The organism is Cedecea sp. VD22 (assembly GCF_037150195.1).
In the GTDB taxonomy this organism is placed as follows: domain Bacteria; phylum Pseudomonadota; class Gammaproteobacteria; order Enterobacterales; family Enterobacteriaceae; genus Cedecea.
The window spans coordinates 301391-326817 of the sequence record NZ_JBBCPX010000003.1 but is presented as its reverse complement, the minus strand read 5'-3'; the positions used below and the strand labels follow the sequence as shown (position 1 = coordinate 326817).

Genomic DNA, 25427 nt, shown 5'->3' with positions numbered 1-25427 from the left:
CATCCTCCGCAGTGCATTTTTTTACTGTGCCGCGAAGTGTGATTAAGCCCCGAATTTTACAATACTTTTTATCACCATAAGAAGTTCATAGGTGACATTGTTTCGGAATAGTACTATTTCTAAAGGTGCTCTGAGCGGTTAATTTTGATATAATTCGCCTCTGTTTTTCTAAAACCTTTTAAAAAATAAGGCACTGGAAACGATCGATCCGACCAGGAGAGCTAATGATATCACCCCCATTTCGACGATTCGGGGCCGCGATACTCATGTTGCTGACCGTGGGCTTTTCAAGTCACGCGCTCGCCAGTAAACATGAGCCTAAATCGCACAGCAAGGCCCATATAACGAAAGTAAGCAGCAAGAAAGCGGTAAGCAGTAAACTGGCAAGTAGTAAAAAAGAGTATTCTCGCAATAGTGAAAATGGTTCGCTTCCTGATTTGCGAAAATACCCTTCCGGGACACCAAGGAAAAAAGCGTTTCTCCGGACGGTCATGCCATATATTACCCGCCAAAATGCAGCGATAACTGCCGACCGTAACTGGTTGATTTCAAAGCAGTACGAAAAGCGCTGGTCGCCGACTGAGCGTGCACGTCTGAAAGAAATTACCCAGCGTTACAAGGTGGCGTGGCGCGGCAATACCAACCGTGTGCCGTGGAACAGCCTGCTGGAAAAAGTCGATATCATTCCTACCAATATGGTGGCGACAATGGCAGCGGCGGAAAGCGGCTGGGGCACATCTAAACTTGCCCGCAGCAACAACAATCTGTTTGGCATGAAGTGCACCAAGCGCCATTGCAACAGCGAGCCCGGTAAAGTGAAAGGTTACCTGCATTACGGCTCTGTGAATGAAGGCGTGAATGCTTACGTCGCTAACCTGAATACCCATCCGGCCTATTCTTCGTTCCGTAAAGAGCGTGCCAAGCTGCGCAAAGCGGATCAGGAAGTGACGGCTAATAATATGATTCACAAGCTGAAAGGGTATTCGGCGAAAGGCTCAAGCTATAATAACTTCCTGTTCGCGATGTATCAGAGCAACCAGCGTTTAATGCTGCCGAATTAATTTTCATTGCCTGAATGAAATAAACAATGCCCTCTTCGGAGGGCATTGTTATTTATACTCGTCATACTTCAAGCCGCAGGCGCGTTTGCTGCACCCGCTCACCTCAGTCACATAGTTAGCTATGCTCCTGAGGATTCCCGGCCTTGCCGCCTTCCTGCAACTCGAATTATCTAGAGTATGGTTTTAAACTAAAATTTCGCTAAAGCGATCGCGGTGTTCTTTAGGCGTGGCGTCATACTCTTTTTTAAATACCGAATAGAAATATTGCAAAGACGGGTAGCCGCACATCTGTGATATTTCATTGATAGATAAAGAAGTTGAAATCAGTAGGCTGCGCGCTTTTTCCAGTTTTTCGGCGTGGATTACCGCGTGAATCGTCTCGCCGACCTCTTCTTTAAAACGTTTCTCCAGGTTCGAACGTGAGATCCCGACCGCATCCAGCACTTGTTCGACCTTGATCCCTTTGCAGGCGTGATTGCGGATGTAGTGCATCGCCTGGATTACCGCCGGGTCATGCAGCGAGCGATAATCCGTGGAGCGGCGTTCCACAACCCTCACCGGCGGCACTAGCACACGCTGGAGCGGCAGGATTTCGCTGTCCAGCAGGCGGTGTAGCAGTTTGGCGGCCTGGTAGCCCATCTGACGTGTACCCTGTGCTACTGACGAAAGCGCGACCCGCGATAAATAACGGGTCAGCTCCTCGTTATCGATGCCGATAACGCAAAGCTTTTCCGGGACGGGGATATGCAGGTGCTCGCAGACCTGCAGCAGGTGTCGGGCTCGGGCGTCCGTGACCGCAATAATGCCGGTTTGCGGCGGCAGCGTTTGTACCCAGTCCGCCAGGCGGTTTTGGGCGTGCTGCCAGTTTTCTGGTGCCGTTTCTATGCCCTGATAAACCACGCCCCGGTACTTTTCCTTCGCAACCAATTGACGAAAAGCGTGCTCTCGTTCGGCCGCCCAACGTTTGCCGCTCGAGCCGGGCAACCCATAAAACGCAAAACGCTGCACGCCTTTCTCTTTCAGGTGCAGGAAGGCGCTTTCCACCAGCGCGTGGTTGTCGGTCGCGATGTAATGCACTGCGGGATAGTGCTCCGGCGTGTGGTAGGAGCCACCGACGCCGACAATCGGGACTTCGGCGCCTTCCAACAAGTGTTCAATCTCCCGATCGTCAAAATCGGCAATCACGCCGTCGCCCAGCCACTCTTTGATATTATCGATCCGGGCGCGAAAGTCCTCTTCGATAAAAATGTCCCATTCTGACTGAGAGGCCTGCAAATATTCCCCCACGCCTTCGACTACCTGACGGTCATAGACTTTATTGGCGTTGAATAGCAGCGTAATGCGATGACGTTTCTCAAACATGCCGATAGTTTCCCGTAGCTAACCAGATGTCTGCATATCACAGCCGCGAGCGCGCCGGGAAACGCCACCCCGGCATTGTGATCGTTTGCACGTTTTGCCCGCCAGGCACATTACGCCCGGCGTTTGGTCGCAGAATCCATCCACACCGCGAGCAGCAAAATGGCGCCTTTCACTATGTACTGCCAGAAGGTCGGGACGTCCATCATGCTCATGCCGTTGTCGAGCGAAGCCATAATAAATGCCCCCATCACCGCACCGGCAACGCTGCCGATACCACCCGCCAGGCTGGTTCCACCAATAACACAGGCGGCAATGGCATCCAGTTCGGCGATGTTCCCGGCGGAAGGTGAGCCTGCTCCGAGGCGCGAGCTAAGAATCAGCCCGGCAATCGCCACCATCAGGCCGTTTATAGCAAACACCGCTAGCTTGGTACGCTCAACGTTGATTCCCGAAAGGCGCGCAGCATCAATATTGCCGCCGATGGCGTAGATGCGGCGGCCAAACGCAGTTCGGGTAGCCATAAACATCCCGGCGAGCAGCAGCAGCGCAAGGATCAGTACCGGCGTGGGAACGCCGCGATAGTCGTTCAACAGCCAGATGGCGCCGAGTACGATCACGGCGGTGATTGCCTGTCGGCCAACAACGCCACCCGACGCGGGCGCGGCAAGGCCCAGAGCCTGACGGCGAATGCGTAGCCGCCATTGCCAGGCAATAAAGCCCATCAAACCGATAACGCCAACGGTAAAGCCAATGCCGTCTGACAGGTAGCTTTGCCCGATTTGCGACATGGCTCCGCTGGTAGGCGACACGGTGGTGCCATTGGTGATGCCGATTAAAATTCCCCGAAACGCCAGCATGCCCGCGAGCGTGACGATAAACGACGGCACTTTGCGATAGGCAATCCACCATCCGTTCCATGCCCCGAGAACCAGGCCCAGGGCCAGCGTGACAACAATCGTGAGTGGCAGAGGCCAGCCGAGCCAGACATCAAAAATGGCCGCTACGCCGCCCAGAAGACCCATCATTGAGCCAACCGAGAGGTCGATTTCAGCCGAAATAATGACGAACACCATGCCCACCGCGAGGATGCCGGTAATGGCCGTTTGCCGAAGGAGGTTGGAGACGTTGCGGGCGCTCAGGTAAGCGCCGTCCGTTTGCCACGTAAAGAACAGCATGATGACCAGGATGGCGGCAATCATGACAAAAACCTGCAAATTCAGCGATTTTAATGCCCCAACGGAGGCGCGGCCTGGTGCCGTCAGTTTCATTTCAGACAAATTGCTTTTCGACATGGGGGTCACTCCTCAGGGCGGCTTCCATGACCTTTTCCTGGGTCAGATTATGGTTAATCAAATCGGCTTTAATGCGGCCTTCGTGCATTACCAGTACGCGATCGCTCAGGCCGAGCACTTCCGGTAGTTCAGAGGAGATGACAATGACGGCGATCCCCTGCTGCACCAGTTGATTGATAAGTTTGTAAATCTCGTATTTCGCGCCAATGTCGATGCCTCGAGTGGGTTCATCGAGTATCAGGATGCGCGGATTGAGCAGCAGGCAGCGGGCAAGAATTGCTTTTTGCTGGTTCCCACCGCTCAGGCGGCCAATCGCCAGGCTGGGCGATGACGTTTTGACTTTCAGGCGTGTCAGCGACTGCAGCATGCAGTGCTGCTCTTGCGCTTCATCCAGGCTGCTTAGTGCGCCAGTAAACTGACTCAATGCGGCAAGCGTGATGTTTTGCCCCACGGCCATGACCGGCACGATGCCGTCCTTCTTACGATCTTCCGGCACCATGGCGATGCCGTGAGCGATAGCCTGCTGACAGTTATTGATATGAACCTGCTGCCCGTCGATGTAGATCTTTCCTTCCCAGCGCCCCTGCCAAACGCCAAACAGACACTGCACCGCCTCGGTTCTTCCGGCCCCGACCAAACCGGCAATACCCAGGATTTCCCCTTTTCGCAGAGAAAAAGAGGCATCGTTGACCCGCTTGATGTGCCGGTTGACCGGGTGCCATGCGGTCAGGTGTTCGACGCGCAGGATCTCATCGCCGGTTTGGTGTGGTTCGCTGGGGTACAGCGCCGTCAGTTCCCGGCCAACCATCATGGTGATGATATCGTCCTCGCTCATCTGCTTAGCTTCGCGGGTGCCGATGGGCTGCCCGTCGCGAATCACGCAGATGGTGTCGGAAATGGCTTTGACTTCATTGAGCTTGTGGGAGATATAAATACAGGCGATGCCGTGCGCCTGCAGATCGCGAATTATCCCGAGCAGTACGGCGGTTTCCTGCTCGGTGAGCGAAGCGGTGGGTTCGTCCAGAATCAGCAACCGCACCTGCTTGTTCAGCGCCTTCGCGATCTCAACCAATTGCTGCTGCCCCAGTCCTAAATCTCCTACGCGAGTTTCCGGGGAGAGCGTAAGGTTCACCTGGGCAAGCAGCTTCTGGCAGCGTAACGTCATGGCATCGAAGTCGAGCAGGCCGTGGCGCGTAATTTCTACGCCGAGGAAGATGTTTTCCAGCACCGTAAGATGCTTCACCAGCGCCAGTTCCTGATGAATGATGGCGATGCCTTTGCGCTCAGTGTCGCGAATATGACTCGCCTGCAGCGGCTCACCGACAAACCAGATCTCACCTTCATAGCTGCCGTGATGGTATATACCACACAGCACTTTCATCAGCGTGGATTTGCCCGAGCCATTTTCACCGCACAGCGACATCACTTCTCCAGCGTCCAGGGCCAGACTCACGTTATCCACGGCTTTTACTTGCCCAAAGGATTTGGTGATGTTTTTCATTTCCAACAAATGAGGCATAAGGCTCCTCCTGGTGAAAGAGAAGGCCCGCGTATGCGCAGGCCCGGTGGCTACAGATCGCTCTTTTTGTGGAAACCGTCGGCAATGACGGTGCTGTCGATATTGGTTTTTTCCACCTCAATAGGCGTCAGGAGGCGGGAGGGAACATCTTTCAGGCCATTATTTAATGTGGCATCTGCGGCTGGTTGTTTACCTTCCCCCAGCTCGACGGCAATTTCGGCGGCGGTATCTGCCAGTTTGGTAATAGGTTTATAGACGGTCATTGTTTGGGTACCGGCAATAATGCGCTTAATGCCCGCGAGATCGGCATCCTGACCTGAAATAGCCACTTTCCCCGCCAGCCCCTGCGCGCTAAGCGCCTGAATTGCACCGCCCGCAGTGGCGTCGTTGGAGGCGACAACGGCATCAATCTTGTTATTGTTCGCGGTCAGGGCATTTTCCATAATTTTCAACGCGTTTTCCGGCAGCCAGCCGTCAACCCACTGATCGCCGACGACTTTAATTTTTCCATCGTCGATATAAGGCTTTAATACTTTCATCTGCCCGGCGCGGAATAATTTCGCATTATTATCCACCGGCGAACCGCCCATTAAGAAGTAATTCCCCTGCGGCACTTTACTCACAATGCTTTTTGCTTGTAATTCACCGACTTTTTCATTGTCGAAAGAAATATAAAAATCAATGTCAGCATTATTAATCATGCGGTCGTAGGCGAGCACTTTAATGCCTTCGCGTTTAGCTTCTGCAACCACGTTACTTAATACCTGGCCGTTGTAGGGGATAATCACTAATACATCAACGCCGCGGTTAATCATATTTTCAATTTGCGACATCTGGGTTTCTTCGTTGCCATTAGCGGACTGGACAAAAACTTTCGCCCCCAACGATTCCGCTTTTTTCACAAAAATATCGCGATCTTTTTGCCAGCGCTCCAGACGAAGGTCGTCAATCGCCATACCGATTTTCACTTCTTTTGCGATGCCGCTTACGCTGGTCAGGATAAGTGAGGCGCATAGCGTAACTAAGATGTTCTTTATCTTCATGTTATTTACCTGTAGGGGGAAAGTGGCTTATCGGAATAAAGAGTGATTCATATCAGCAGACGGTTTGAATTGTTATCGTTCATGGAGAAAGCATCAATTACTGATTTTTATCTTCGCGTTATGTTTTTTTGTTTAATCGTAAAATTATGATGGCGATCTGATTTCATATTGAATGACCAGCCTGTTGCACTAATTTATGGAAGCAGTTACGCGATGTTTATTTATTATTTTATTCTTTTTTTGCGAGGTGACGCACATTTGAGTATTCTCTCAATCCCAGAGTGAAATAACGTAATTGAGCAACCGTCAGGGAAAACTCAGGATGAGCTGACCAGCTATCCTGCCGCAGTTTTCTGATGACGGAGTTAACTATGCAAGCTTATTTCGACCAACTCGATCGCGTGCGTTTTGAAGGCCCTAAAACCACCAACCCATTGGCGTTTCGTCACTACAATCCGGATGCATTAATTCTTGGAAAACGCATGGAAGAGCACCTGCGTTTTGCGGCCTGCTACTGGCACACATTCTGCTGGACGGGCGCGGATATGTTCGGCGTGGGTGCTTTCGAACGCCCGTGGCAGCAGGCCGGAGACGCTATGGCGCTTGCGAAGCGCAAGGCCGACGTGGCGTTTGAGTTTTTCCAGAAACTGGGCGTGCCATATTACTGTTTTCATGATGTTGACGTGTCGCCTGAAGGCTCGTCGCTTAAGGAATACCTGAACAATTTTGCACAGATGACGGAAGTCCTGGCGCAAAAACAACAGGACAGCGGCGTGAAGCTGCTGTGGGGCACGGCTAACTGCTTTACCCACCCTCGCTACGGCGCTGGGGCAGCAACGAATCCCGATCCCGAAGTGTTTACCTGGGCGGCGACGCAAGTCGTGACGGCAATGAACGCCACGCATCAACTGGGCGGGGAAAACTATGTGCTATGGGGCGGGCGTGAAGGGTATGAAACCCTGCTGAATACCGACCTGCGACAGGAGCGCGAGCAAATCGGGCGCTTTATGCAAATGGTCGTTGAGCACAAGCATAAAATCGGCTTCCGTGGCGCGTTGCTTATCGAACCGAAGCCGCAGGAACCGACCAAGCATCAGTACGATTACGACGTGGCGACGGTCTACGGCTTCCTGAAGCAGTTTGGTCTCGAAAAAGAGATAAAGGTTAACATTGAGGCTAACCACGCGACGCTCGCCGGTCACTCATTCCACCACGAAATCGCCAGCGCGATTGCACTGGGTATTTTTGGCTCGGTGGATGCTAACCGGGGCGATCCGCAGCTGGGCTGGGATACCGATCAGTTCCCGAACAGCGTCGAGGAAAATGCGCTGGTGATGTATGAGATCCTGAAAGCTGGCGGGTTCACGACGGGTGGCCTGAACTTTGACGCCAAAGTGCGCCGCCAGAGTACCGACAAATATGACCTGTTTTATGGTCATATCGGCGCCATGGATACGATGGCGCTGGCGCTGAAAGTGGCTGCCCGCATGGTTGAAGACGGCGAGCTTGATAAACGTGTCGCCAAACGCTACGCCGGGTGGAATAGTGAGCTGGGCCAGCAAATTCTTAAAGGGCAGATATCGCTCACGCAGCTGGCGCAGTACGCTGAGCAGCACAAGCTGGCCCCGCAGCATCAAAGCGGGCATCAGGAGCGGCTGGAAAACCTGATTAACCACTATTTGTTCGATAACTAAACTTGTTTGCGCCGCTGAAAAGCGGCGCGATATTAAGGAGCTACCATGTATATCGGCATCGATCTTGGCACCTCAGGCGTGAAGGCGATCCTGCTCAGTGAAGCAGGTGAGGTGATGGCTACATGCAGCGAGCCGCTGACTGTATCCCGGCCTCATTCCCTGTGGTCCGAGCAAGATCCCGAACACTGGTGGCAGGCAACGGACCGTGCAATGCGGGCGTTGGGCGTGAAACATGCACTCAGCGGTGTAAAGGCGATTGGGCTTGCGGGTCAGATGCATGGGGCAACGTTGCTGGACAGCAAACAGCGCGTACTCCGCCCGGCTATCCTTTGGAACGATGGCCGCAGCGGCGAGGAATGTGCGCTGCTGGAGAGCAACGTAGAAGAGGCAAGAGCGATAACCGGCAACCTGATGATGCCCGGCTTTACCGCGCCTAAGCTTCTGTGGGTCGAGCGTCATGAGCCGGAGATCTTTGCGCAAATCAATAAAGTGCTTCTGCCGAAGGATTATCTGCGTCTTAGAATGACCGGAGAATTCGCCAGCGACATGTCCGATGCGGCAGGCACGATGTGGCTGGATGTGGCTAAGCGCGACTGGAGCGACACAATGCTCGATGCCTGTCGCCTCTCCCGGCGGCATATGCCTGAATTGTTTGAGGGCAGTGAAATAACCGGTGTACTAACGCGAGAAGTTGCAGAAGCCTGGAAAATGCCTGCTGTGCCCGTTGTGGCGGGAGGAGGAGACAATGCCGCTGGAGCTATCGGCGTCGGCATGGTTGATGCCGGACAGGCAATGCTTTCGCTCGGGACATCCGGGGTTTACTTTGCCGTCAGCGACGGCTTCCGCAGCAGGCCGGAAAGTGCAGTACACAGTTTTTGCCATGCGTTACCCAACCGCTGGCATTTGATGTCGGTGATGCTCAGCGCGGCCTCCTGCCTTGACTGGGCAGCTAAACTCACTGGCCTCGGCAGCGTACCGGCTCTACTGGCGGCGGCGGAACAGGCAAATCAGGACGCCGGTGTGGTTTGGTTCCTGCCTTATCTTTCCGGGGAGCGTACTCCGCATAATAACCCGCAGGCTAAAGGCACCTTTTTTGGTCTGACCCATCAGCACGGCCCCGCCGAGCTTGCCCGCGCGGTGCTGGAAGGCGTGGGCTACGCGTTGGCGGACGGCATGGACGTTGTGCACGAATGCGGTATTACGCCGGACAGCGTCACGCTGATTGGCGGCGGCGCACGTAGCCCGTACTGGCGGCAAATGCTGGCGGATATCAGCGGCCAGGTGCTGGATTACCGCACCGGCGGCGACGTTGGGCCCGCGCTTGGGGCGGCGCGCCTGGCGCAAATCGCGCTCTCACCGGGCCAGCCTTTACAGACTCTGTTACCTCAGCCGCCGCTGGAGCAAAGGCATCAGCCTGATTTGGCTCGCCATCAGCGCTATGCCGGGCGCCGCCAGGTCTTTAACCAGATTTATCAGCAGCTGCTGCCGCTGATGTCCTGAGTGTCGTGTTCACTTTCTCCTCACCTCGTTCCTCCCCTCAAGGTGGCAAGGGGGATCACAAGCTAAGGTTGGCATGATTTATTCCCTCTCCCTTCCAGGGAGAGGGAATAAATTGCGGTTGAAGAAGATGCCGGACGTACAGCGAGGCGTTCATCGTCTCAAACCAACACTATCCTGTCCGTTTTTGGTATTAGCAACCGTGAAATCCCTTGTCAGAATGGTTTTAACCTCACTAACAAGGAGTCCGAAAATGTCACGTACAGCGCTGATCAATATTGATACCCAGCAGTCTTTCTTTCACCGGGATTATTGGCGGGAGGATGATGTCCCGGCGTTCCAACAGGCGATGCTGGCACTCATTGCAGGCTGCCAGCAGAAAGGTGTGCCGGTGGTGGATATCTTCCATGTGGATGAAGACGATGTCTTTTCGCTGGCCTCCGGGTTTGTTACGCCGATGCCATTTTTACGCCACCAGCCTGCGGTCAGCTTTCAGAAACACGTCCACAACGCGTTTACCGATACCGGGCTGGATCATTGGCTCCGTGCCCGAGACATCAACCACCTGATTATCTGTGGGATCCGCACCGAACAATGCTGCGAAACCACTGCGCGGGTGGCCTCCGACCTGGGCTACCGGATTTCTTTTGTTAGCGAGGCGATGCTGACCTTCCCGATGACCTGGAAAGGCGTTACGCTGGACGCCGCCACCCTGCGCCACCGCACCGAAACAGTGCTGGCAGGGCGGTTCGCCGAAATTCAAACCGTAGCCGAGTGCCTGGAGTCGCTGGAATGAGTGTGGGGGTCTGGTTTGTGGTGCTGCCGGGGATTTTGTCCCTCGATCTGAGCGGCCCGGCGGAAACGCTGGTGCTGGCGAGGCACGCGTTTGATCTGCACTACATTGGCCCGGACCCTGAGGTCGAAACCTCTATCGGCCTGACGTTCAGCGGTATTCAGCCGTTACCTGAGACCCTTCCCGCCGGAAGTCTGCTGGTGCTGCCCGGTGTATGCGATTCAAACCGCTTTTTTGCCACGCCGCAGGCGGAAGAAGTCCGGCGTTGGTTAACCCGGCTGCAGCCGCAAATCCATAGCCAGCAGCTTAATCTGATGTGCGTTTGTTCCGGGGCGCTGCTGGCAGCCCGTGCGGGTTTGATGCACGGCATTCAGTGCACAACGCACCATGACGTGCTTGAAAGACTGAAAGCCGCTGCACCGGGCGCGCAGGTGAAAGATAATCGCATTTTTGTGGAAGATCGCGGTATATGGACCAGCGCAGGGATTACATCGGGGATCGATCTCGCTTTGCATTTGATTAACCGCCACTGCGGGCCACGGATGGCACTCGATGTTGCCAGAGAGATGGTGGTCTGGTTCCGCCGTTCGGGAGACGATCCGCAGCTTTCGCCCTGGCTTCGCTACCGGAACCACATTCACCCGGCGGTGCATCGCGCGCAGGATCTGCTTTCGGCTGCACCTGAGGCTGCCTGGCCGATCCCGGAAATTGCTAACCGGGTTCACGTCAGCCCCCGACATTTATCCCGCCTTTTTCAGCATCACCTGGGCATTTCCGTGCGCGACTACCTGGAACAGCTCCGGCTGGCGGTGGCGGAACAGCGGCTGCAGCAGGGGCAGCGTATGGAACAGGCCGCCAGCGCCGCCGGGTTTTCCTCTCCGCGCCAGCTTCATCGGGCCAGAGGCCGGAGCCGCGACGCTTAGCTCACCAGCTTTTTGCGGTCAAGTTTTCCCAGCCCAACGGCCAGCAGCAGGCTGCCCGCCAGCGTCGCGCCGAAGATCCACAGAATATCCAGCACTGGCCAGTGGGTCAGCTCGATATTATGGGTACGCAGGTAATGGATAATCAGCGCATGAAACCCATAAATACCCAGCGAGTAGCGTGAGATAAACGTCAGGCCGGGCAGCGGGCGCTGGTTCAGGCAGTTTTTGGCGACGACCAGCAGGCTGATGGCGGCGATAAACACCAGCGGGCCGCAGTAGACGTAAAAGGTTTCGGCGAAGTTTTTGTTGATTTTCAACTGCCGATGCGTGCCCAGCGCAATGGAGATGACGCAAATCACAAACAGGCCGCCTGCCAGGCCGCTGACGCCTTTTCTTTGGGTTTCGAGCATCCCAATCGCCCGGCCAAGCAGCCCATAAAGCACGTAATAGAAGGTGTCGCCGTTGATGTAGAGGTTAACGGGCAGCCAGCGCATATTGCCCACCGTCTGCGGCACCGTGTTGGGGTTGGCCACCACGCCAAGCAGCACCATCAGCCCCAGAATTGTCACGGCACTGACTTTCTTCACCTGTATCAGCGGTGAAAGCAGGTAAATCACCATAATCGCGAAGAAAAACCACAGGTGGTAGAACACCGGCTTGACCAGGATATAGCGTAGCGCAAGGCCTGTGCTGATGGGGGTAAACAGCCAGATATACAGCAGCGCAATGGCGCTATAAAACAGCAGGCAGCTGGCTATCCGTAGAAAGTGCCGCTGCTGCGCGCTGCGTTCACCAAAAAACAGGTAGCCGGAAATCATGAAAAACAGCGGGACGCTGACGCGAGAAGCCGAGTTCAGAACGTTTGAAAAGTCCCAGCTAAACGCGGTGACGGTGTGTGGATTCGTGATGTACCAGGTTGTGGTGTGGATCATGACCACCATCAGGCAGGCGATGCCCCGAAGGTTATCTATCCAGTTTATTTTTTGCTGCATTCGTCCCTCTGAACCCGCTTGCTTACCCGTGTCCGGAAATGTCTGAGTTTGCCCGGCGCATCTTGCTATCCCCGTGGCGGCTTCGCAAAATGCTTGCTGCACGAGGAGTTGATATAAGAAACCGAGTTTAACGTACTGGTAGCGAATGATGATGGCAGAAAGAAAAAATAGGTTCCTCTTAACCGCTTTTCTGGCGTTAATGCTCAGCGCCTGCAGTTCTACGCCGCAGGAAGGCCAGGCCGCGCAGAAGTTGCGCCCGGTGGTTCACACCGAAGCAATGGAGCTTGCCTGTAAAAATCAGGCCGCTTATCGCTACAACACCCAGCCGCAGCGTATTAATCTGTCAGATTTTAAGCAGTATCAGGCCAGCTACGAAATGATGGGCAGCACCGCCCGCAAAGAGGGGTTTACCTGTTCGTTTGACGAAAGCGGTCAATTTTCACACCTTTCCAGCCGCGAAAACCTCAACCAACGCGCAACAACCTGACGCCTTTCTCCCTCACGGCCGTTCCGTTGCCGTGTTGATACAACTCGACCGCGTTTGCGTATATACTGGCCGCTTCTCTTAAATCCACCGAACGCGTGCGAATTCAACATGCAAAAGTTTGATACCAAGACCTTTCAAGGCCTGATCCTGACTTTACAGGACTACTGGGCTCGCCAGGGCTGCACCATTGTTCAACCTTTGGACATGGAAGTGGGCGCAGGCACCTCTCACCCGATGACCTGCCTGCGTGCCTTAGGGCCGGAGCCAATGGCCACCGCTTATGTGCAGCCGTCCCGCCGTCCTACCGATGGCCGCTACGGCGAAAACCCGAACCGTTTACAGCACTACTACCAGTTCCAGGTAGTGATTAAGCCTTCTCCGGACAACATTCAGGAGCTGTACCTCGGGTCGCTGAAAGAGCTGGGTATGGATCCGGAGATCCATGACATTCGTTTCGTGGAAGATAACTGGGAAAACCCAACGCTTGGCGCGTGGGGCCTGGGCTGGGAAGTCTGGCTCAACGGCATGGAAGTGACGCAGTTCACCTACTTCCAGCAGGTTGGCGGCCTCGAGTGCAAGCCGGTAACTGGCGAAATCACCTACGGTTTAGAGCGCCTGGCCATGTACATTCAGGGCGTAGACAGCGTTTACGACCTCGTGTGGAGCGACGGCCCGCTGGGGAAAACCACCTACGGCGACGTGTTCCACCAGAACGAAGTGGAGCAGTCCACCTATAACTTCGAATACGCCGACGTGGACTTCCTGTTCACCTGCTTCGAGCAGTACGAGAAAGAAGCGCAGCAGCTGCTGGCGCTGGAAACTCCGCTCCCGCTCCCGGCCTACGAACGTATTCTGAAAGCCGCTCACAGCTTTAACCTGCTGGATGCGCGCAAGGCCATTTCCGTGACCGAGCGCCAGCGCTACATTCTGCGCATTCGCACCCTGACCAAAGCCGTGGCCGAAGCCTACTACGCTTCTCGTGAAGCGCTTGGCTTCCCGATGTGCAATAAGAAAAACTAAGAGGCCGCCATGTCTGAAAAAACTTTTCTGGTGGAGATCGGCACTGAAGAGCTGCCACCAAAAGCCCTGCGCAGCCTGGCTGAATCCTTCGCTGCCAACGTTACCGCCGAGCTGGATGCGGCCAACATCGCCCACGGCGAAGTAAAATGGTTTGCTGCCCCGCGTCGCCTGGCGCTGAAAATTGCTAATCTGGCGGCTTCACAGCCGGATCGCGAAGTCGAAAAACGCGGCCCTGCGGTGTCTGCGGCATTCGATGCTGAAGGTAAACCAAGCAAAGCCGCCGAAGGCTGGGCTCGTGGCTGTGGGATCACCGTTGACCAGGCCGAGCGTCTGGCTACCGACAAAGGCGAGTGGCTGATGTATCGCGCCCACGTGAAGGGCGAAAGCGTGCAGGCTCTGCTGCCGAACATGATCGCTACTTCTCTGGCTAAGCTGCCGATTCCTAAGCTGATGCGCTGGGGCGCGTCCGATATCCAGTTCGTGCGTCCGATTCACACCGTGACGCTGCTGCTGGGTGACGAACTGATCCCTGCCACTATTCTGGGCATTCAGTCCGCCCGCGTCATTCGCGGCCATCGCTTTATGGGCGAGCCAGAGTTCACCATCGACAATGCCGACCAGTACCCGCAGATCCTGCTGGAGCGCGGGAAGGTCATTGCCGATTATGAAGCGCGTAAAGCCGTCATCAAACGTGATGCCGAAGAAGCCGCCCGTAAAATCGGCGGTCAGGCTGACCTGAGCGAAAGCCTGCTGGAAGAGGTCACCTCGCTGGTGGAATGGCCGGTGGTGCTGACCGCGAAGTTCGAAGAGAAATTCCTGGCCGTGCCTGCTGAAGCGCTGGTTTACACCATGAAGGGTGACCAGAAGTACTTCCCGGTCTACGCGGCCGACGGCAAACTGCTGCCGAACTTCATCTTCGTGGCGAACATCGAGTCCAAAGACCCGGTGCAGATCATCTCCGGTAACGAGAAGGTGGTTCGCCCGCGCCTGGCAGATGCCGAGTTCTTCTTCAATACCGACCGCAAAAAACGCCTGGAAGACAATCTGCCGCGTCTGGAAACCGTGCTGTTCCAGAAAGAGCTGGGCACCCTGCGCGACAAAACCAACCGTATCGAAGCCCTTTCCGGCTGGATTGCGGGCCAGATTGGTGCCGACGTGAACCACGCGACCCGTGCAGGCCTGCTGTCCAAGTGCGACCTGATGACCAACATGGTGTTCGAGTTTACCGACACCCAGGGCGTGATGGGCATGCACTACGCGCGCCACGACGGCGAAGCGGAAGACGTGGCGGTTGCGCTGAACGAGCAGTACCAGCCACGCTTTGCGGGCGATGCTCTGCCGTCTAACCTTGTAGCCTGTGCGGTAGCGATTGCCGACAAGATGGACACCCTTGCGGGCATCTTCGGCATCGGCCAGCATCCGAAAGGCGACAAAGATCCGTTTGCGCTGCGCCGTGCCGCGCTGGGCGTGCTGCGTATTATCGTCGAGAAAAACCTGCCGCTGGATCTGCAGACCCTGACCGAAGAAGCGGTTCGCCTCTACGGCAGCAAGCTGACCAACACCAACGTGGTGGATGAGGTTATCGACTTTATGCTGGGGCGCTTCCGTACCTGGTATCAGGAAGAAGGCCACGCGGTTGATACCATCCAGGCGGTACTGGCGCGTCGTCCAACCAAACCGGCTGATTTCGATGCTCGTATGAAGGCGGTTTCCCACTTCCGTACTCTGGAAGCGGCGGCGTCTCTGGCGGCGGCGAACAAGCGTGTTTCCAACATTCTTGCCAAGTCTGACGAAGTGCTGAACGACACCGTACAGGCCACCGTGCTGAAAGAAGCCGAAGAAATTCGCCTGGCGACCAACGTTGTCGTGCTGCGCGATAAGCTACAGCCGTACTTCGCCGAAGGCCGTTACCAGGAAGCCCTGGAAGAGCTGGCGAACCTGCGCGAGCCGGTGGATGAGTTCTTCGACAAAGTGATGGTAAACGCAGAAGATAAAGATCTGCGTATAAACCGCCTGACGCTGCTGACCAAGCTGCGCGAGCTGTTCCTGCAGGTGGCGGACATCTCTCTGCTGCAGTAATTGCCTTGGGTTGTGACGAAATCCCAAAACCCGCTTCGGCGGGTTTTTTTATTAATTTTTTTACTTTCAAATATCAATGGATTAACAGAAAGTCGCGTCAGAGGCGGTAAGGGAAATCTGCGCCGAACCGATATATCTCATATCGGCCATTACCTCAGGAACGTTGGGCGCTATGAAAAATATCAAAGTTATCACCGGAATTGTCACTACGCTGGGGATCTTCAGCGTGCTCTTGCTGGTGACCGGGGTTCTGTACTACTCCTCCGTCAGCAGCGATCGCCTTAACTTCCAGAATACCGGCCTGCTGAACTACCAGCAGCAGCAACTGGGCGGCAGCTTCCAGACGCTGGTTGAAACTCGCGTCACCATCAACCGCGTGGCGATTCGCGTGCTGAAAAATCAGCGCGATCCTGCCTCGCTGGAGGCGATGAACAAGCTACTAACGAATGCCGGTGTGCTGCTGGCCGACGCGCAAAAGCAGTTCTCCAGCTACATGGATTCCGACGATGTGCCGGGTCAGGATAAAGCCCTCGACGACAAAGCGGCGGCCAGCTTCAAGCAAATGCACGACGTCATGGCCCAGTCTATTCAGTTCCTGAAGGCCGATAACTACCAGGCTTATGGCAACCTCGACGCCCAGCAGGCTCAGGACGATTTCAAAGCCGTTTACGGCCAGTGGCTGACTCAGAACACCCGGCTGTTGAAGGCCGCCAGCGCGGAGAACCAAAGCAGCTATACCGGTATGCTCTGGACGCTGGGCACCATTTTACTGATTGTCATCGCGGCGCTGGTGGTTATCTGGCTGGGGCTGCAGCGCGTGCTGCTGCGCCCGCTGAAAAACGTAATGGGGCATATCCAGGCGATCTCTGAGGGGGATTTAACTCGTACGATCGACGCCGAAGGGCGCAGCGAAATGAGCCGCCTGTCTGCCGGGCTTAAATCCATGCAGCAATCGCTGGCGAAGACCGTGAGCGTGGTGCGTGACAATGCGGATTCTATTTACACCGGTGCCAGCGAAATCTCTGCCGGCAGCAGCGATCTTTCCTCCCGCACCGAGCAGCAGGCGGCGGCGCTGGAGGAGACGGCGGCCAGCATGGAGCAACTGACCGCGACCGTGAAACAGAACACCGATAACGCTCGTCAGGCCACCGGTCTGGCGAAAAACGCCTCCGAAACCGCGCAAAAAGGCGGGCGCGTGGTGGATAGCGTGGTCAGCACCATGAACGAAATCGCCGAAAGCTCTGGCAAAATCGTGGATATCACCAGCGTTATCGACAGCATTGCTTTCCAGACCAACATTCTGGCGCTGAACGCCGCGGTAGAAGCTGCGCGTGCGGGTGAGCAAGGGCGTGGATTTGCCGTGGTTGCGGGAGAAGTCAGAACGCTGGCTAGCCGCAGCGCACAGGCGGCGAAAGAGATTAAAGTGCTGATTGAAAACTCGGTGTCGCGCATTGATACCGGCTCCAGCCAGGTGCGAGAGGCGGGCGCGACCATGAAAGAGATCGTCTCGGCGGTCACCCGGGTGACTGACATCATGGGCGAAATTGCGTCGGCCTCTGAAGAGCAAAGCAAAGGCATTGAACAGGTGGCGCAGGCGGTATCTGAGATGGATAGCGTGACCCAGCAGAACGCCTCGCTGGTGGAAGAGTCCGCTTCTGCCGCTGCGGCTTTGGAAGACCAGGCGAGCGAGCTACGCCTGGCGGTGGCGGTGTTCCAGCTCCAGCAATCCGGCGGACGCCGTGTGGAGGCGGTGCAGGAAAAACTTCGCCCGCAGCCAGCGACGTTGAAACCGCAAACGGCCTCAGCCTCTGATGCAAACTGGGAAACGTTCTGATTTTTTTCATTGCCAGTGCTGAGCGAAGAGACTCCGGGGGTAGTTTCCGAATGTACAGGACTTCCGATTCCACCCTCCGCGAATAGGCATGATTCATCCTGCTGACGGCTGGCAGGATGACACTTTAAATTGTCCGGGCGTCTTGCCAAATCTCAACCGAAACGCCTCTATGTAAGCGCTGATATTGCTGTAGCCGCTTCGCTCGGCGACTTCACCGATGGGTAAACCCGAAGTTATCCACTGGAGTGAGGACACTATTTTCGCCTGTTGCCGCCACTGGCTGAAACTTAACCCGGTTTGCTGATTGAATAAACGGCTGAGATTTCTGACGCTTAGTCCCCATTGCTGAGCAAGCTGCGCCTGATCGAGCCTGGTGGCGGGATGTCTCAATAATTCCTCTGCAACGTTACGCGCCCGGCGATCCGAAGGCAAAGTGAGCTCGAGAGGCCATTGTGGGAGCTGCTTTATTTCATGGCTCAAGAGCGTGAGAAGGCTACATAAATAATCAGATGACAGGGGTTGGTTAACATTAAGTTCTAAACGCGCCAGCAGCGCAAACACAAAATGGTCGACCCCATAAATCCCCGGTTCAGGTGGGAATAAGGTGCAGGAGGCTGCAGAGAGATAAAGGCTGCTTCCTTTGACGTTGCCCGGAAACCAGGCCCGGTGCTCTATTCCGGTGGGAAACCAACCCAGCGTGCCGGCGGTAACGTGCCACTGCGCCTGTAGCGTTTCAATCACCATCACGCCCTGCTCAAGCCAATAAAGCTGTCCCGAGGTATGTTTGTGCCAGGGCGTTGAGTGTTGGCGCAAATAATCAATTTTTTGTGTTTTTATCATATGGCTGATTAACCGTAAAAGTTGTCTTGATACGGATATTATCCAGTTATTAATGCTTTGTAGACTGGGGGCTCCAACAAAAGGAGTTTTCTATGAAATCGCAAAGCCAGAGCGTCATTGACGCATTACAGGAAATTATTTGTAGCCCCGAGCATGATGAACAAAAAATTGCACAGTACTTTGCTGCGGATTACCGGCAAATCGTCGATGGCAAATCACTGAGCTATGATGACTTCATTAATCATATGAGCGCGCTAAAAGTGCAGACCCAAAAAATGCATCTGACAGTTAAGGCGGCCGTTGGGGAAGGAGACACCGTATTTACGCAGCACTATGTAAAGGTCGAGAAAAATGAGGCTGAATGGAGTGAATTCGAAGTGTTTGCCCGATTTACCTTACTGGCTGGAAAAATTCATCGTTGCGAAGAGGTAACCCGGATGATTCACGGGGTGAGCGAGGACAGTGATTTTGGCAGCAGGCGCTGATTTTCTTTAGTACCCACTACGATGTTGCCAGAGACAGGAGCTAAGATGGTGGCTTATTAATGACAAACCCCGCGTCATGGCGGGGTTGTTTTCTTGCGGTACAGCGGTTTTCTAACTGATTAACTGTTTACTAAGGCCTGGGTTGGCCTGAATCAGACGCATTAATTTCAGTTCGGTGATGGAGGGCTTGAGTCGTCTGGACTCCCATTCCTGCACCATCGTTACGCTAACCCCCATCACCTGAGCAAAATCATCGATTTTTAGTCCGGTACTTTTACGTAGCTGCTCAAACTCCGAGAAGGCGCTGGGTTTCTGACTCAGGCTAACGGCCTGATTATCTTTAAAAACAATCTGCTCAAGACTGCTAAGCAGCTCAATCATTGGATCTTTATATTCCATTGAGAACTCCTCATAAATCACACAGCGAGAACGTGAACGCAAAGAAGCCTATTAACTGTAGCTGGATTTAAAGCGTGCGTGGGATCACGCTAGTGGCTAAACGTGCTGCAAAAAATGCTTATGCGTTTCAGCTGAATACGCAGTCGAAGTAAGCGCTTGAAAAGTCATAGATGCAGGCTTTTAGTATAAATATGTAAATAGTTATGCGGTTTATGACATCATGCCTGGAGCAGAGGTGTTGGCCGCAGCGGGCAAAGATAAAATTTTGCTGGACATGCCTAATGTACTCACATTAAAAAATAACTCATCCGCTGATGCGGTACAAAACTAAATAAAATTAGAACGGCCGTTATTAATTAGATGTCTAATGAATTAATTGTGTATTTTGTTTTGCTGTCGTTTATTTATCCTGCGTTTCACTGTCGGTGCTATACGTTGTATTTTGCGGTATCTGAATATAAAAAGATATGTTTTTAACATTTACCATTAATTCAATGATTTCAATTCCTTAATACCTAACCGTGGTTTTAAATAAAGGAACTTAATTTTGAAAAAATCTCTGGCAATCTCGGCATTTGCTTTATCCCTTTTATTTCCTGTATTAGGCCAGGCTGAAGATGGAAAAGCTTATTTAACCGTTGGCGGCGGCGTCGCGTTTGCGCCGGCTTATCAGGGGGCGGATAAATACCGGCCAACGGCGCTTTACGATTTGAGCATCGGCTACAGTCACGGAAGCTGGGGCAGCGTGAGTCTTGGGAATAATGGCCTTAGTTGGGCGCTGCCGCTGGATGAGCCTTTTGGCGTGGCGCTCTTGCTTGATTATGACTCAGGCCGGGATGAAGTTATTAATACGCTTGATGGCAAAGACAGAACGCTTAAGGGCATGGGCGACCTGGGGGGCGCTTTGCAGGCGGGCGTGGAGCTAAGCTATCTGTTGGATCCCTTCCGCAGCTATGTAAAGGTGCTGCAGGCGACGAAGAAAAGGCATTATGGCGGAGAGGATTTAGGCCGCACTTTACTGGCTGAACTGGGGGTTGGCACCGTAACGCCTCTTAACGATCGGTTCTCTCTGCAAACAAATCTCTCCACAACATGGGCAAACAGCGGCTATCAACGCGGCTATTTTGGCGTGACTCCCGAGCAGGCGCAGCGCACGGCCTTTTCTACCTGGCGACCAGGCAGTGGTTTTAAGGATGTCACGCTGACCGCAGCGCTAAATTATGAATGGACCCAAAATATTGCGCTACAGGCGGGGGCGGGAGTCACCGCCTTAGTGGGTGATGCCGCCGACAGCCCAATTGTTGCAAAGAAAGTGGCCACGCTGAGTTTTGTCAGCGCCAGCTACAGTTTCTGATATTGGCCCTGGACGAGGATGTGTTTGCATAAGCGGCCAGATTAGCGGCCGCTTTATTATTTACTCTGCATGACTAAACCTTGCTAAGTAGAAGGTCTTTGTTATTCCTCAGCCAGTGCCTTGCCAAAGTTCAGGCAGAGAGGCAAAGCTTGCTCAGAGCGGAAAGAGATTGTTGCGAAAGGGTATCTTGCGAAGGGCGGTTGGACTATTCTTAGCATCGTTATTGGGTGGCAATTTGCCAGGTAGTGCATTGGTGACAGGAGTAGAAATGATGGCGACAGGTAAGTCCTGGTCTCGCTGGTTTGCGCCGCTGGCGGCGTTATTAATGGTGGTGAGCCTGAGTGGTTGCTTCGATAAAGAAGGCGATCAGCGTAAGGCGTTCATCGATTTTCTGCAAAACACGGCTATGCGTAGCGGCGACCGCCTGCCGACGCTGACGTCCGATCAGAAAAAACAGTTTGGCCCGCTGGTCTCTGACTACGCCATTCTGTACGGCTTCTCCCAGCAGGTTAGCCAGGCCATGGACGAAGGCATGAAGCCGGTTGTGGATAGCGTGAACAGCATCCGCGCTCCGCAGGATTACATGACCCAGCGTGACGCGCTGCGCCAGGCTAACGGTTCGCTGAACGTTTTGGGTCAGCAGGTTCAGAATGCCAAGATGCAGGCCGACGGTGCGCTTGCAGCGCTGAAGCAGCCTGACGATCTGAAAACCGTTTACTATCAGGTTTACCAGAAAGTCGTCACCGGCCCGGCGAACGCCATGGCGCCGTTGATCCCTGCCGCGCAGACCCTGACCCAGCAGCTGGTGCAGGTGGGTGATTTTATTGCCCAGCAGGGAACGCAAGTTGGCTTTGCTAACGGCGGGATTCAGTTCCCGACTTCCCAGCAGGCAAGCCAGTACAACTCGCTGATTGGCCCGCTGTCCGCTCAGCACCAGGCATTTACTCAGGCCTGGGCCGCAGCGCAGACTGCTACGCAGTAAGTTTTATGCTCTAAGAAAAAGCGGAGCGCTTCACGGCGACTCCGCTTTTTTTATGGCTGATATTCTCGATAAAAGGATGGCCGGCTGGGTTATTTAATAAACGCTTTTTATTTACTTGACGGATTTTAAAATATACCCTTTTAAAAGGACTTAATAATTAGCACGGAGCGGCTATGTATGTTTTACAGAAATGACGTTATTAGTTATCTGCAGTCAAATAAAATTCTTGCTCTAAAGCTTGATCGTGCAGTCATTGGGGTTCGGAAAGCAGTCTCACATCAGATTGAAACCATTGGCGCGGGGGCAACGCGGGCTTTGTATTACACATCATGCTTTACTGAAGAGTACCAGGATGTGTGCCAGCAGCAAAAAACTGAAGATATCAGATTTACTGGGGGTGTTATTTATTTGTTGCGAAATGGTGGCGTTGTTATTGATATGCTGGAAATTTACTTTGCCGAGATTTTTAAATTTAAGACATCTGAGCAATTACAATACATCCAGAAAAAGCTGATGGCTGTAAATGTCCATGTTGCTACTGGAGCATTTATCAAAAATGGACTTGCATTAGCTATTGCACGTTCAGTTGCTATTAGAATGAGGTTGAGTTTCAACATACAGATGATAGCAGGCCATATGTCGAGTGGATTAATAATGGCGACAGGGATGTATGGTTCAGTCCAGAAAGCCGCAGATAGCGCACACCGACTTCGTGCTGCCTATCCAGGCTACTATGCTGCGCTATACGCACAAGGTCTGGAAATGATGTATTTCCTGATAGAACCATTGTTTCAATATTCTCGTGCACGAGATGTACTTCGAGCATCAGATGACGAAATTATCGACATTATCACCAGCATGGCTCGATAACTATGATGAATCTGATAAAGAGATTTTTTAGAAGAGTGTTTAAGTCCCTTGTTGGGGTGTATGGTCCGCAGTTAATAATTATTGTATACGCATTAGTGCAGATTCACTTTTTTCCAGGTGCTCCACTTTGGCTTGTGCCAGTTTTCGCTATATTCATAATTTATATATTTGCACGCTATGTAAGATGGTAGTAGGCGTATTGCTGATGGTATCACAGGAGAGGGTTCCATAGTTATGATGAATATGATTAAAAGATTCTTTAAGCGACTTTTTAGATCTTTATTTTTCCCCTGTATTCCTACAGCAGCAACGGCCTTGTTCGCTATTCTCTGGATCTATTTTTTTCCTGATGGCCCCATCTGGCCTGTTGGTGTTTTCGCCATAGTTATGATTTATATCGTTGCCAGATACTTAAGATGGTGAGGTGCAGGGGAATCTATCGTGGATTATTGATAAAATAATTATATTTATATGCGAGAAAACATAAATGCAGGAAATGATCATGCGGTATAAGACCGAGGCAGCCTCATACCGGCATAACGTCATTTATTCGACGGGCTAGCTTTTTTCTGGCCCGCCGGAAAAGCTATTTCAGTACCTGCGGATTCACGCAGTTCACTTCCACCCTGCCGGTTAACGCGGTAATCAGGTTTTCCACCGCGCATTCTGCCATGCCGTAGCGGGTTTCATGGGTGGCGGAACCGATGTGCGGCAAGGCCACCACATTCGGCATGCCGAGCAGCGGGGACTCCAGCGGCAGGGGTTCTTGTTCGAAGACATCCAGTCCGGCGGCGTGAATTTTTCCCTCTTCCAGCGCCTGAATCAGCGCTTTCTCGTCCACCACCGGGCCGCGCCCGACGTTGATTAAAATGGCCGAAGATTTCATTTTCGCAATTTGCTCTGCACCAATCAGGTGACGAGTTTCGTCGCTTAGCGGCAGCAGAATACAAACGAAATCAGACTCGGCCAGCAGGGTGTCCAGGTCGCAGTAGCGAGCGTTAAAGCGCTCTTCCGCTTCCTTATGATGGCGGCGGGCGTTGTACAGAATTGGCATACTGAAGCCGAAGTGCGCGCGCTGTGCCAGCGCCAGGCCGATGCGCCCCATGCCCAGAATACCGAGCGTTTTATGATGCACGTCGATACCAAACCAGTCAGCGCCAATACTGCTTTGCCATTCGCCGACCTTCACGCGCTCGGCGACTTCCACCACGCGGCGTGCGCTGGACAGGATCAGCGCCATGGCGGTATCGGCGACGGTTTCGGTCAGCACCGTCGGGGTGTGCATCAGCACAACGCCGCGTTCGTTCAGGGCGTCCACATTAAAGTTATCGTAGCCGACAGAAACGGTAGAAGCTGCCCGCAGCTTTGGCGTATGCGCGAGAAACGCTGCGTCGACCTTGCCGCCGGAGCCGAGGATACCTTCCGCATTGGCAAACAGCGCTGCGTTCGCTTGCACGGTTTCCGGGCTGATATCGTCAAGCTGGGTGACGGTAAAGTGGCTTTCAAGCCGGGACAGCAGATTGTCAGGCAGTGCCTTGTAGAGGATGACGGACGGCTTCATGAGATTCTCCGTTTTCGGTTAAACGCGAACCGGGCGTCAGAGCGCCCGGCGCGGGGTCAGGCGTGATGTGCGCCGGACGGAATTTGTTGATGATTAGCAGGCTTCACAATCAGAGTAAGCCATACCGAGGCGAGCAGCGCCAGCCCCATAAAGACATAGGACGCTGCCGGGCTGCCGGTGGCACCGTTCAGGTAGCCCACAAACCAGGAGCCGACGAAGGAGCCCAGCGCGCCCATGCTGTTGATTAAGGCCATAGCGCCGCCGGCAACGTTCTTCGGCAGCATCTCCGGGATAATGGCGAAGAAGGGGCCATAAGGGGCGTACATCGCGGCCCCGGCAATCACCAGCAGCGTATAGGACACCCAGAAATGGTTGGCACCGACCAGCCATGAGCCGAGGAACGCCAGGGCACCAATCAGCAGCAGTGGCCAGACGAACAGCTTCCGATTTTGCATTTTGTCCGACGCCCATGAGACGGCGATCATCGCGATGGTCGCGGCCAGATAAGGCACGGAAGAGAGCCAGCCGACCTCCACCATTCCCATGCCTGACGCGCCCGCGCTGCGGATAATCGATGGCAGCCACAGCACGAAACCGTATACCCCGATGCTCCAGGCAAAATACTGCATACACAGAATAACCACGTTACGTGACCGGAAGGCTTCACTGTAGTTACGCACGGCTTTGATGCCTTCCTGCTCTTTCTGTAACTGCGCCTGCAGGGCCGATTTTTCACTGTCGGACAGCCAGCCCACCTGGGCAGGTTTATCTTTTACCAGCATCCACCAGGCAAACGCCCAGATAACCGCCGGGATCCCTTCGATGATAAACATCTCACGCCAGCCGAAGGCCTGAATCAGGTAGCCGGAAACGACCGACATCCACAGAACGGTGACCGGGTTGCCGAGGATCAGAAAGGTATTGGCGCGGGAGCGTTCGGATTTGGTAAACCAGTTGCTGATGTAAATCAGCATCGCTGGCATCACCGCCGCTTCCACCACGCCGAGGACAAAGCGGATGGCGGCCAGCATTGGAATGTTGCTCACCACGCCGGTCAGCGAGGCGCAGCCGCCCCACAGAATCAGGCAGACGAAGATAAGCTTACGCACGCTGCGGCGCTCGGCGTACATCGCCCCGGGGATCTGGAAGAAGAAGTAGCCGAGGAAGAACAGGGCTCCCAGCAGCGAGGAAATGCCTTTGGTGATGCCGAGGTCGTCGTTGATGCCTGCGGCGGAAGCGAAGCTGAAATTGGCGCGGTCGAGGTAAGCCAGGCTATACGTGATAAACACGATAGGCATGATGTACCACCAGCGCTTTGGCGCGATTGTCTGGTTTTTCAT

At 54.0% G+C, this 25427-nt stretch carries 22 protein-coding genes; 13 read left to right on the top strand and 9 right to left on the bottom strand.

What is annotated here, in order from left to right; all coding sequences use genetic code 11:
- Positions 1-224 precede the first annotated feature (224 nt).
- Positions 225-1061: a protein bax gene (locus WFK85_RS09785; RefSeq protein ID WP_008457665.1), complete on the top strand. Its 837-nt coding sequence runs from the start codon at positions 225-227 to the stop codon at positions 1059-1061.
- Positions 1062-1244: 183 nt separating this feature from the next.
- On the opposite strand, the gene xylR is transcribed toward WFK85_RS09785, so the two are convergent.
- The 4 genes from xylR to xylF form a co-directional block, all read right to left on the bottom strand.
- Entirely contained in the window at positions 1245-2423 is a 1179-nt protein-coding gene (xylR, locus tag WFK85_RS09780) for a D-xylose utilization transcriptional activator XylR (RefSeq protein ID WP_166878899.1), read from the bottom strand.
- 110 nt (positions 2424-2533) lie between these two features.
- Positions 2534-3715 (bottom strand): xylose ABC transporter permease XylH, encoded by a 1182-nt coding sequence (xylH, locus tag WFK85_RS09775; RefSeq protein ID WP_166994892.1) that lies wholly within the window; start codon positions 3713-3715, stop codon positions 2534-2536.
- Positions 3693-5234: a xylose ABC transporter ATP-binding protein gene (locus WFK85_RS09770; protein WP_336706674.1), complete on the bottom strand. Its 1542-nt coding sequence runs from the start codon at positions 5232-5234 to the stop codon at positions 3693-3695. Before WFK85_RS09770 ends, xylH begins: the two co-directional genes overlap by 23 nt.
- A 50-nt stretch (positions 5235-5284) precedes the next feature.
- The gene (gene xylF / locus WFK85_RS09765) at positions 5285-6277 is read right to left on the bottom strand and encodes a D-xylose ABC transporter substrate-binding protein (RefSeq protein ID WP_166994890.1); all 993 of its coding nucleotides are present in this window, start codon (positions 6275-6277) and stop codon (positions 5285-5287) included.
- Between the two features lie 371 nt (positions 6278-6648).
- Between xylF and xylA the strand changes: the two genes are divergently transcribed.
- From xylA to WFK85_RS09745, 4 genes are all read left to right on the top strand, one after another.
- A complete protein-coding gene (gene xylA / locus WFK85_RS09760) occupies positions 6649-7971 on the top strand; it encodes a xylose isomerase (RefSeq protein WP_166994889.1) in 1323 nt (440 codons plus the stop codon).
- Positions 7972-8016: 45 nt separating this feature from the next.
- Complete coding sequence (xylB, locus tag WFK85_RS09755) at positions 8017-9471, top strand: xylulokinase (RefSeq protein ID WP_312745230.1); 1455 nt, start codon at positions 8017-8019, stop codon at positions 9469-9471.
- A gap of 250 nt (positions 9472-9721) precedes the next feature.
- On the top strand, positions 9722-10264 hold the full coding sequence (locus WFK85_RS09750) for an isochorismatase family protein (protein WP_336706668.1): 543 nt from the start codon (positions 9722-9724) through the stop codon (positions 10262-10264).
- Positions 10261-11184, top strand: a complete 924-nt coding sequence (locus WFK85_RS09745; protein WP_336706666.1) for a GlxA family transcriptional regulator — start codon at positions 10261-10263, stop codon at positions 11182-11184. The genes WFK85_RS09750 and WFK85_RS09745 overlap by 4 nt, the downstream gene beginning before the upstream one ends.
- Here WFK85_RS09745 and WFK85_RS09740 read toward each other — a convergent pair.
- Positions 11181-12176 (bottom strand): acyltransferase, encoded by a 996-nt coding sequence (locus WFK85_RS09740; protein ID WP_336706664.1) that lies wholly within the window; start codon positions 12174-12176, stop codon positions 11181-11183. The genes WFK85_RS09745 and WFK85_RS09740 overlap by 4 nt on opposite strands.
- A gap of 199 nt (positions 12177-12375) precedes the next feature.
- On the opposite strand from WFK85_RS09740, the gene WFK85_RS09735 reads away from it, so the two are divergent.
- The 4 genes from WFK85_RS09735 to tcp all read left to right on the top strand — a co-directional run bounded on the left by WFK85_RS09735 (position 12376) and on the right by tcp (position 17596).
- The gene (locus WFK85_RS09735; protein WP_157141404.1) at positions 12376-12663 is read left to right on the top strand and encodes a YsaB family lipoprotein; all 288 of its coding nucleotides are present in this window, start codon (positions 12376-12378) and stop codon (positions 12661-12663) included.
- Positions 12664-12771: 108 nt separating this feature from the next.
- Positions 12772-13683: a glycine--tRNA ligase subunit alpha gene (gene glyQ, locus WFK85_RS09730; protein ID WP_039298895.1), complete on the top strand. Its 912-nt coding sequence runs from the start codon at positions 12772-12774 to the stop codon at positions 13681-13683.
- 9 nt (positions 13684-13692) lie between these two features.
- A complete protein-coding gene (gene glyS / locus WFK85_RS09725) occupies positions 13693-15762 on the top strand; it encodes a glycine--tRNA ligase subunit beta (RefSeq protein ID WP_008457646.1) in 2070 nt (689 codons plus the stop codon).
- 172 nt (positions 15763-15934) lie between these two features.
- Positions 15935-17596: a methyl-accepting chemotaxis citrate transducer gene (tcp, locus tag WFK85_RS09720; protein WP_166994883.1), complete on the top strand. Its 1662-nt coding sequence runs from the start codon at positions 15935-15937 to the stop codon at positions 17594-17596.
- 93 nt (positions 17597-17689) lie between these two features.
- Here the strand turns inward: tcp and WFK85_RS09715 are convergent, their stop codons facing one another.
- Positions 17690-18436 (bottom strand): AraC family transcriptional regulator, encoded by a 747-nt coding sequence (locus WFK85_RS09715; protein ID WP_336706660.1) that lies wholly within the window; start codon positions 18434-18436, stop codon positions 17690-17692.
- Between the two features lie 92 nt (positions 18437-18528).
- On the opposite strand from WFK85_RS09715, the gene WFK85_RS09710 reads away from it, so the two are divergent.
- Positions 18529-18921 carry a nuclear transport factor 2 family protein gene (locus tag WFK85_RS09710; RefSeq protein ID WP_166994881.1) on the top strand — a complete coding sequence of 131 codons (393 nt, stop codon included), beginning with the start codon at positions 18529-18531 and terminating at the stop codon, positions 18919-18921.
- A 111-nt stretch (positions 18922-19032) separates the two neighbouring features.
- Here the strand turns inward: WFK85_RS09710 and WFK85_RS09705 are convergent, their stop codons facing one another.
- The gene (locus tag WFK85_RS09705) at positions 19033-19320 is read right to left on the bottom strand and encodes an HTH-type transcriptional regulator (protein WP_008457638.1); all 288 of its coding nucleotides are present in this window, start codon (positions 19318-19320) and stop codon (positions 19033-19035) included.
- 547 nt (positions 19321-19867) lie between these two features.
- On the opposite strand from WFK85_RS09705, the gene WFK85_RS09700 reads away from it, so the two are divergent.
- The 3 genes from WFK85_RS09700 to WFK85_RS09690 all read left to right on the top strand — a co-directional run bounded on the left by WFK85_RS09700 (position 19868) and on the right by WFK85_RS09690 (position 22526).
- Positions 19868-20674 (top strand): MipA/OmpV family protein, encoded by an 807-nt coding sequence (locus WFK85_RS09700; protein ID WP_336706658.1) that lies wholly within the window; start codon positions 19868-19870, stop codon positions 20672-20674.
- Between the two features lie 271 nt (positions 20675-20945).
- The gene (locus WFK85_RS09695; protein WP_039296391.1) at positions 20946-21656 is read left to right on the top strand and encodes a DUF3053 domain-containing protein; all 711 of its coding nucleotides are present in this window, start codon (positions 20946-20948) and stop codon (positions 21654-21656) included.
- Between the two features lie 177 nt (positions 21657-21833).
- Positions 21834-22526, top strand: coding sequence for a hypothetical protein (locus WFK85_RS09690; protein WP_166994879.1), 693 nt, complete (start codon positions 21834-21836; stop codon positions 22524-22526).
- A 586-nt stretch (positions 22527-23112) separates the two neighbouring features.
- Here WFK85_RS09690 and ghrB read toward each other — a convergent pair.
- Together ghrB and WFK85_RS09680 are read right to left on the bottom strand one after the other, a co-directional pair.
- Positions 23113-24087: a glyoxylate/hydroxypyruvate reductase GhrB gene (gene ghrB, locus WFK85_RS09685; RefSeq protein WP_166994878.1), complete on the bottom strand. Its 975-nt coding sequence runs from the start codon at positions 24085-24087 to the stop codon at positions 23113-23115.
- Between the two features lie 56 nt (positions 24088-24143).
- A complete protein-coding gene (locus WFK85_RS09680) occupies positions 24144-25427 on the bottom strand; it encodes an MFS transporter (protein WP_008457627.1) in 1284 nt (427 codons plus the stop codon).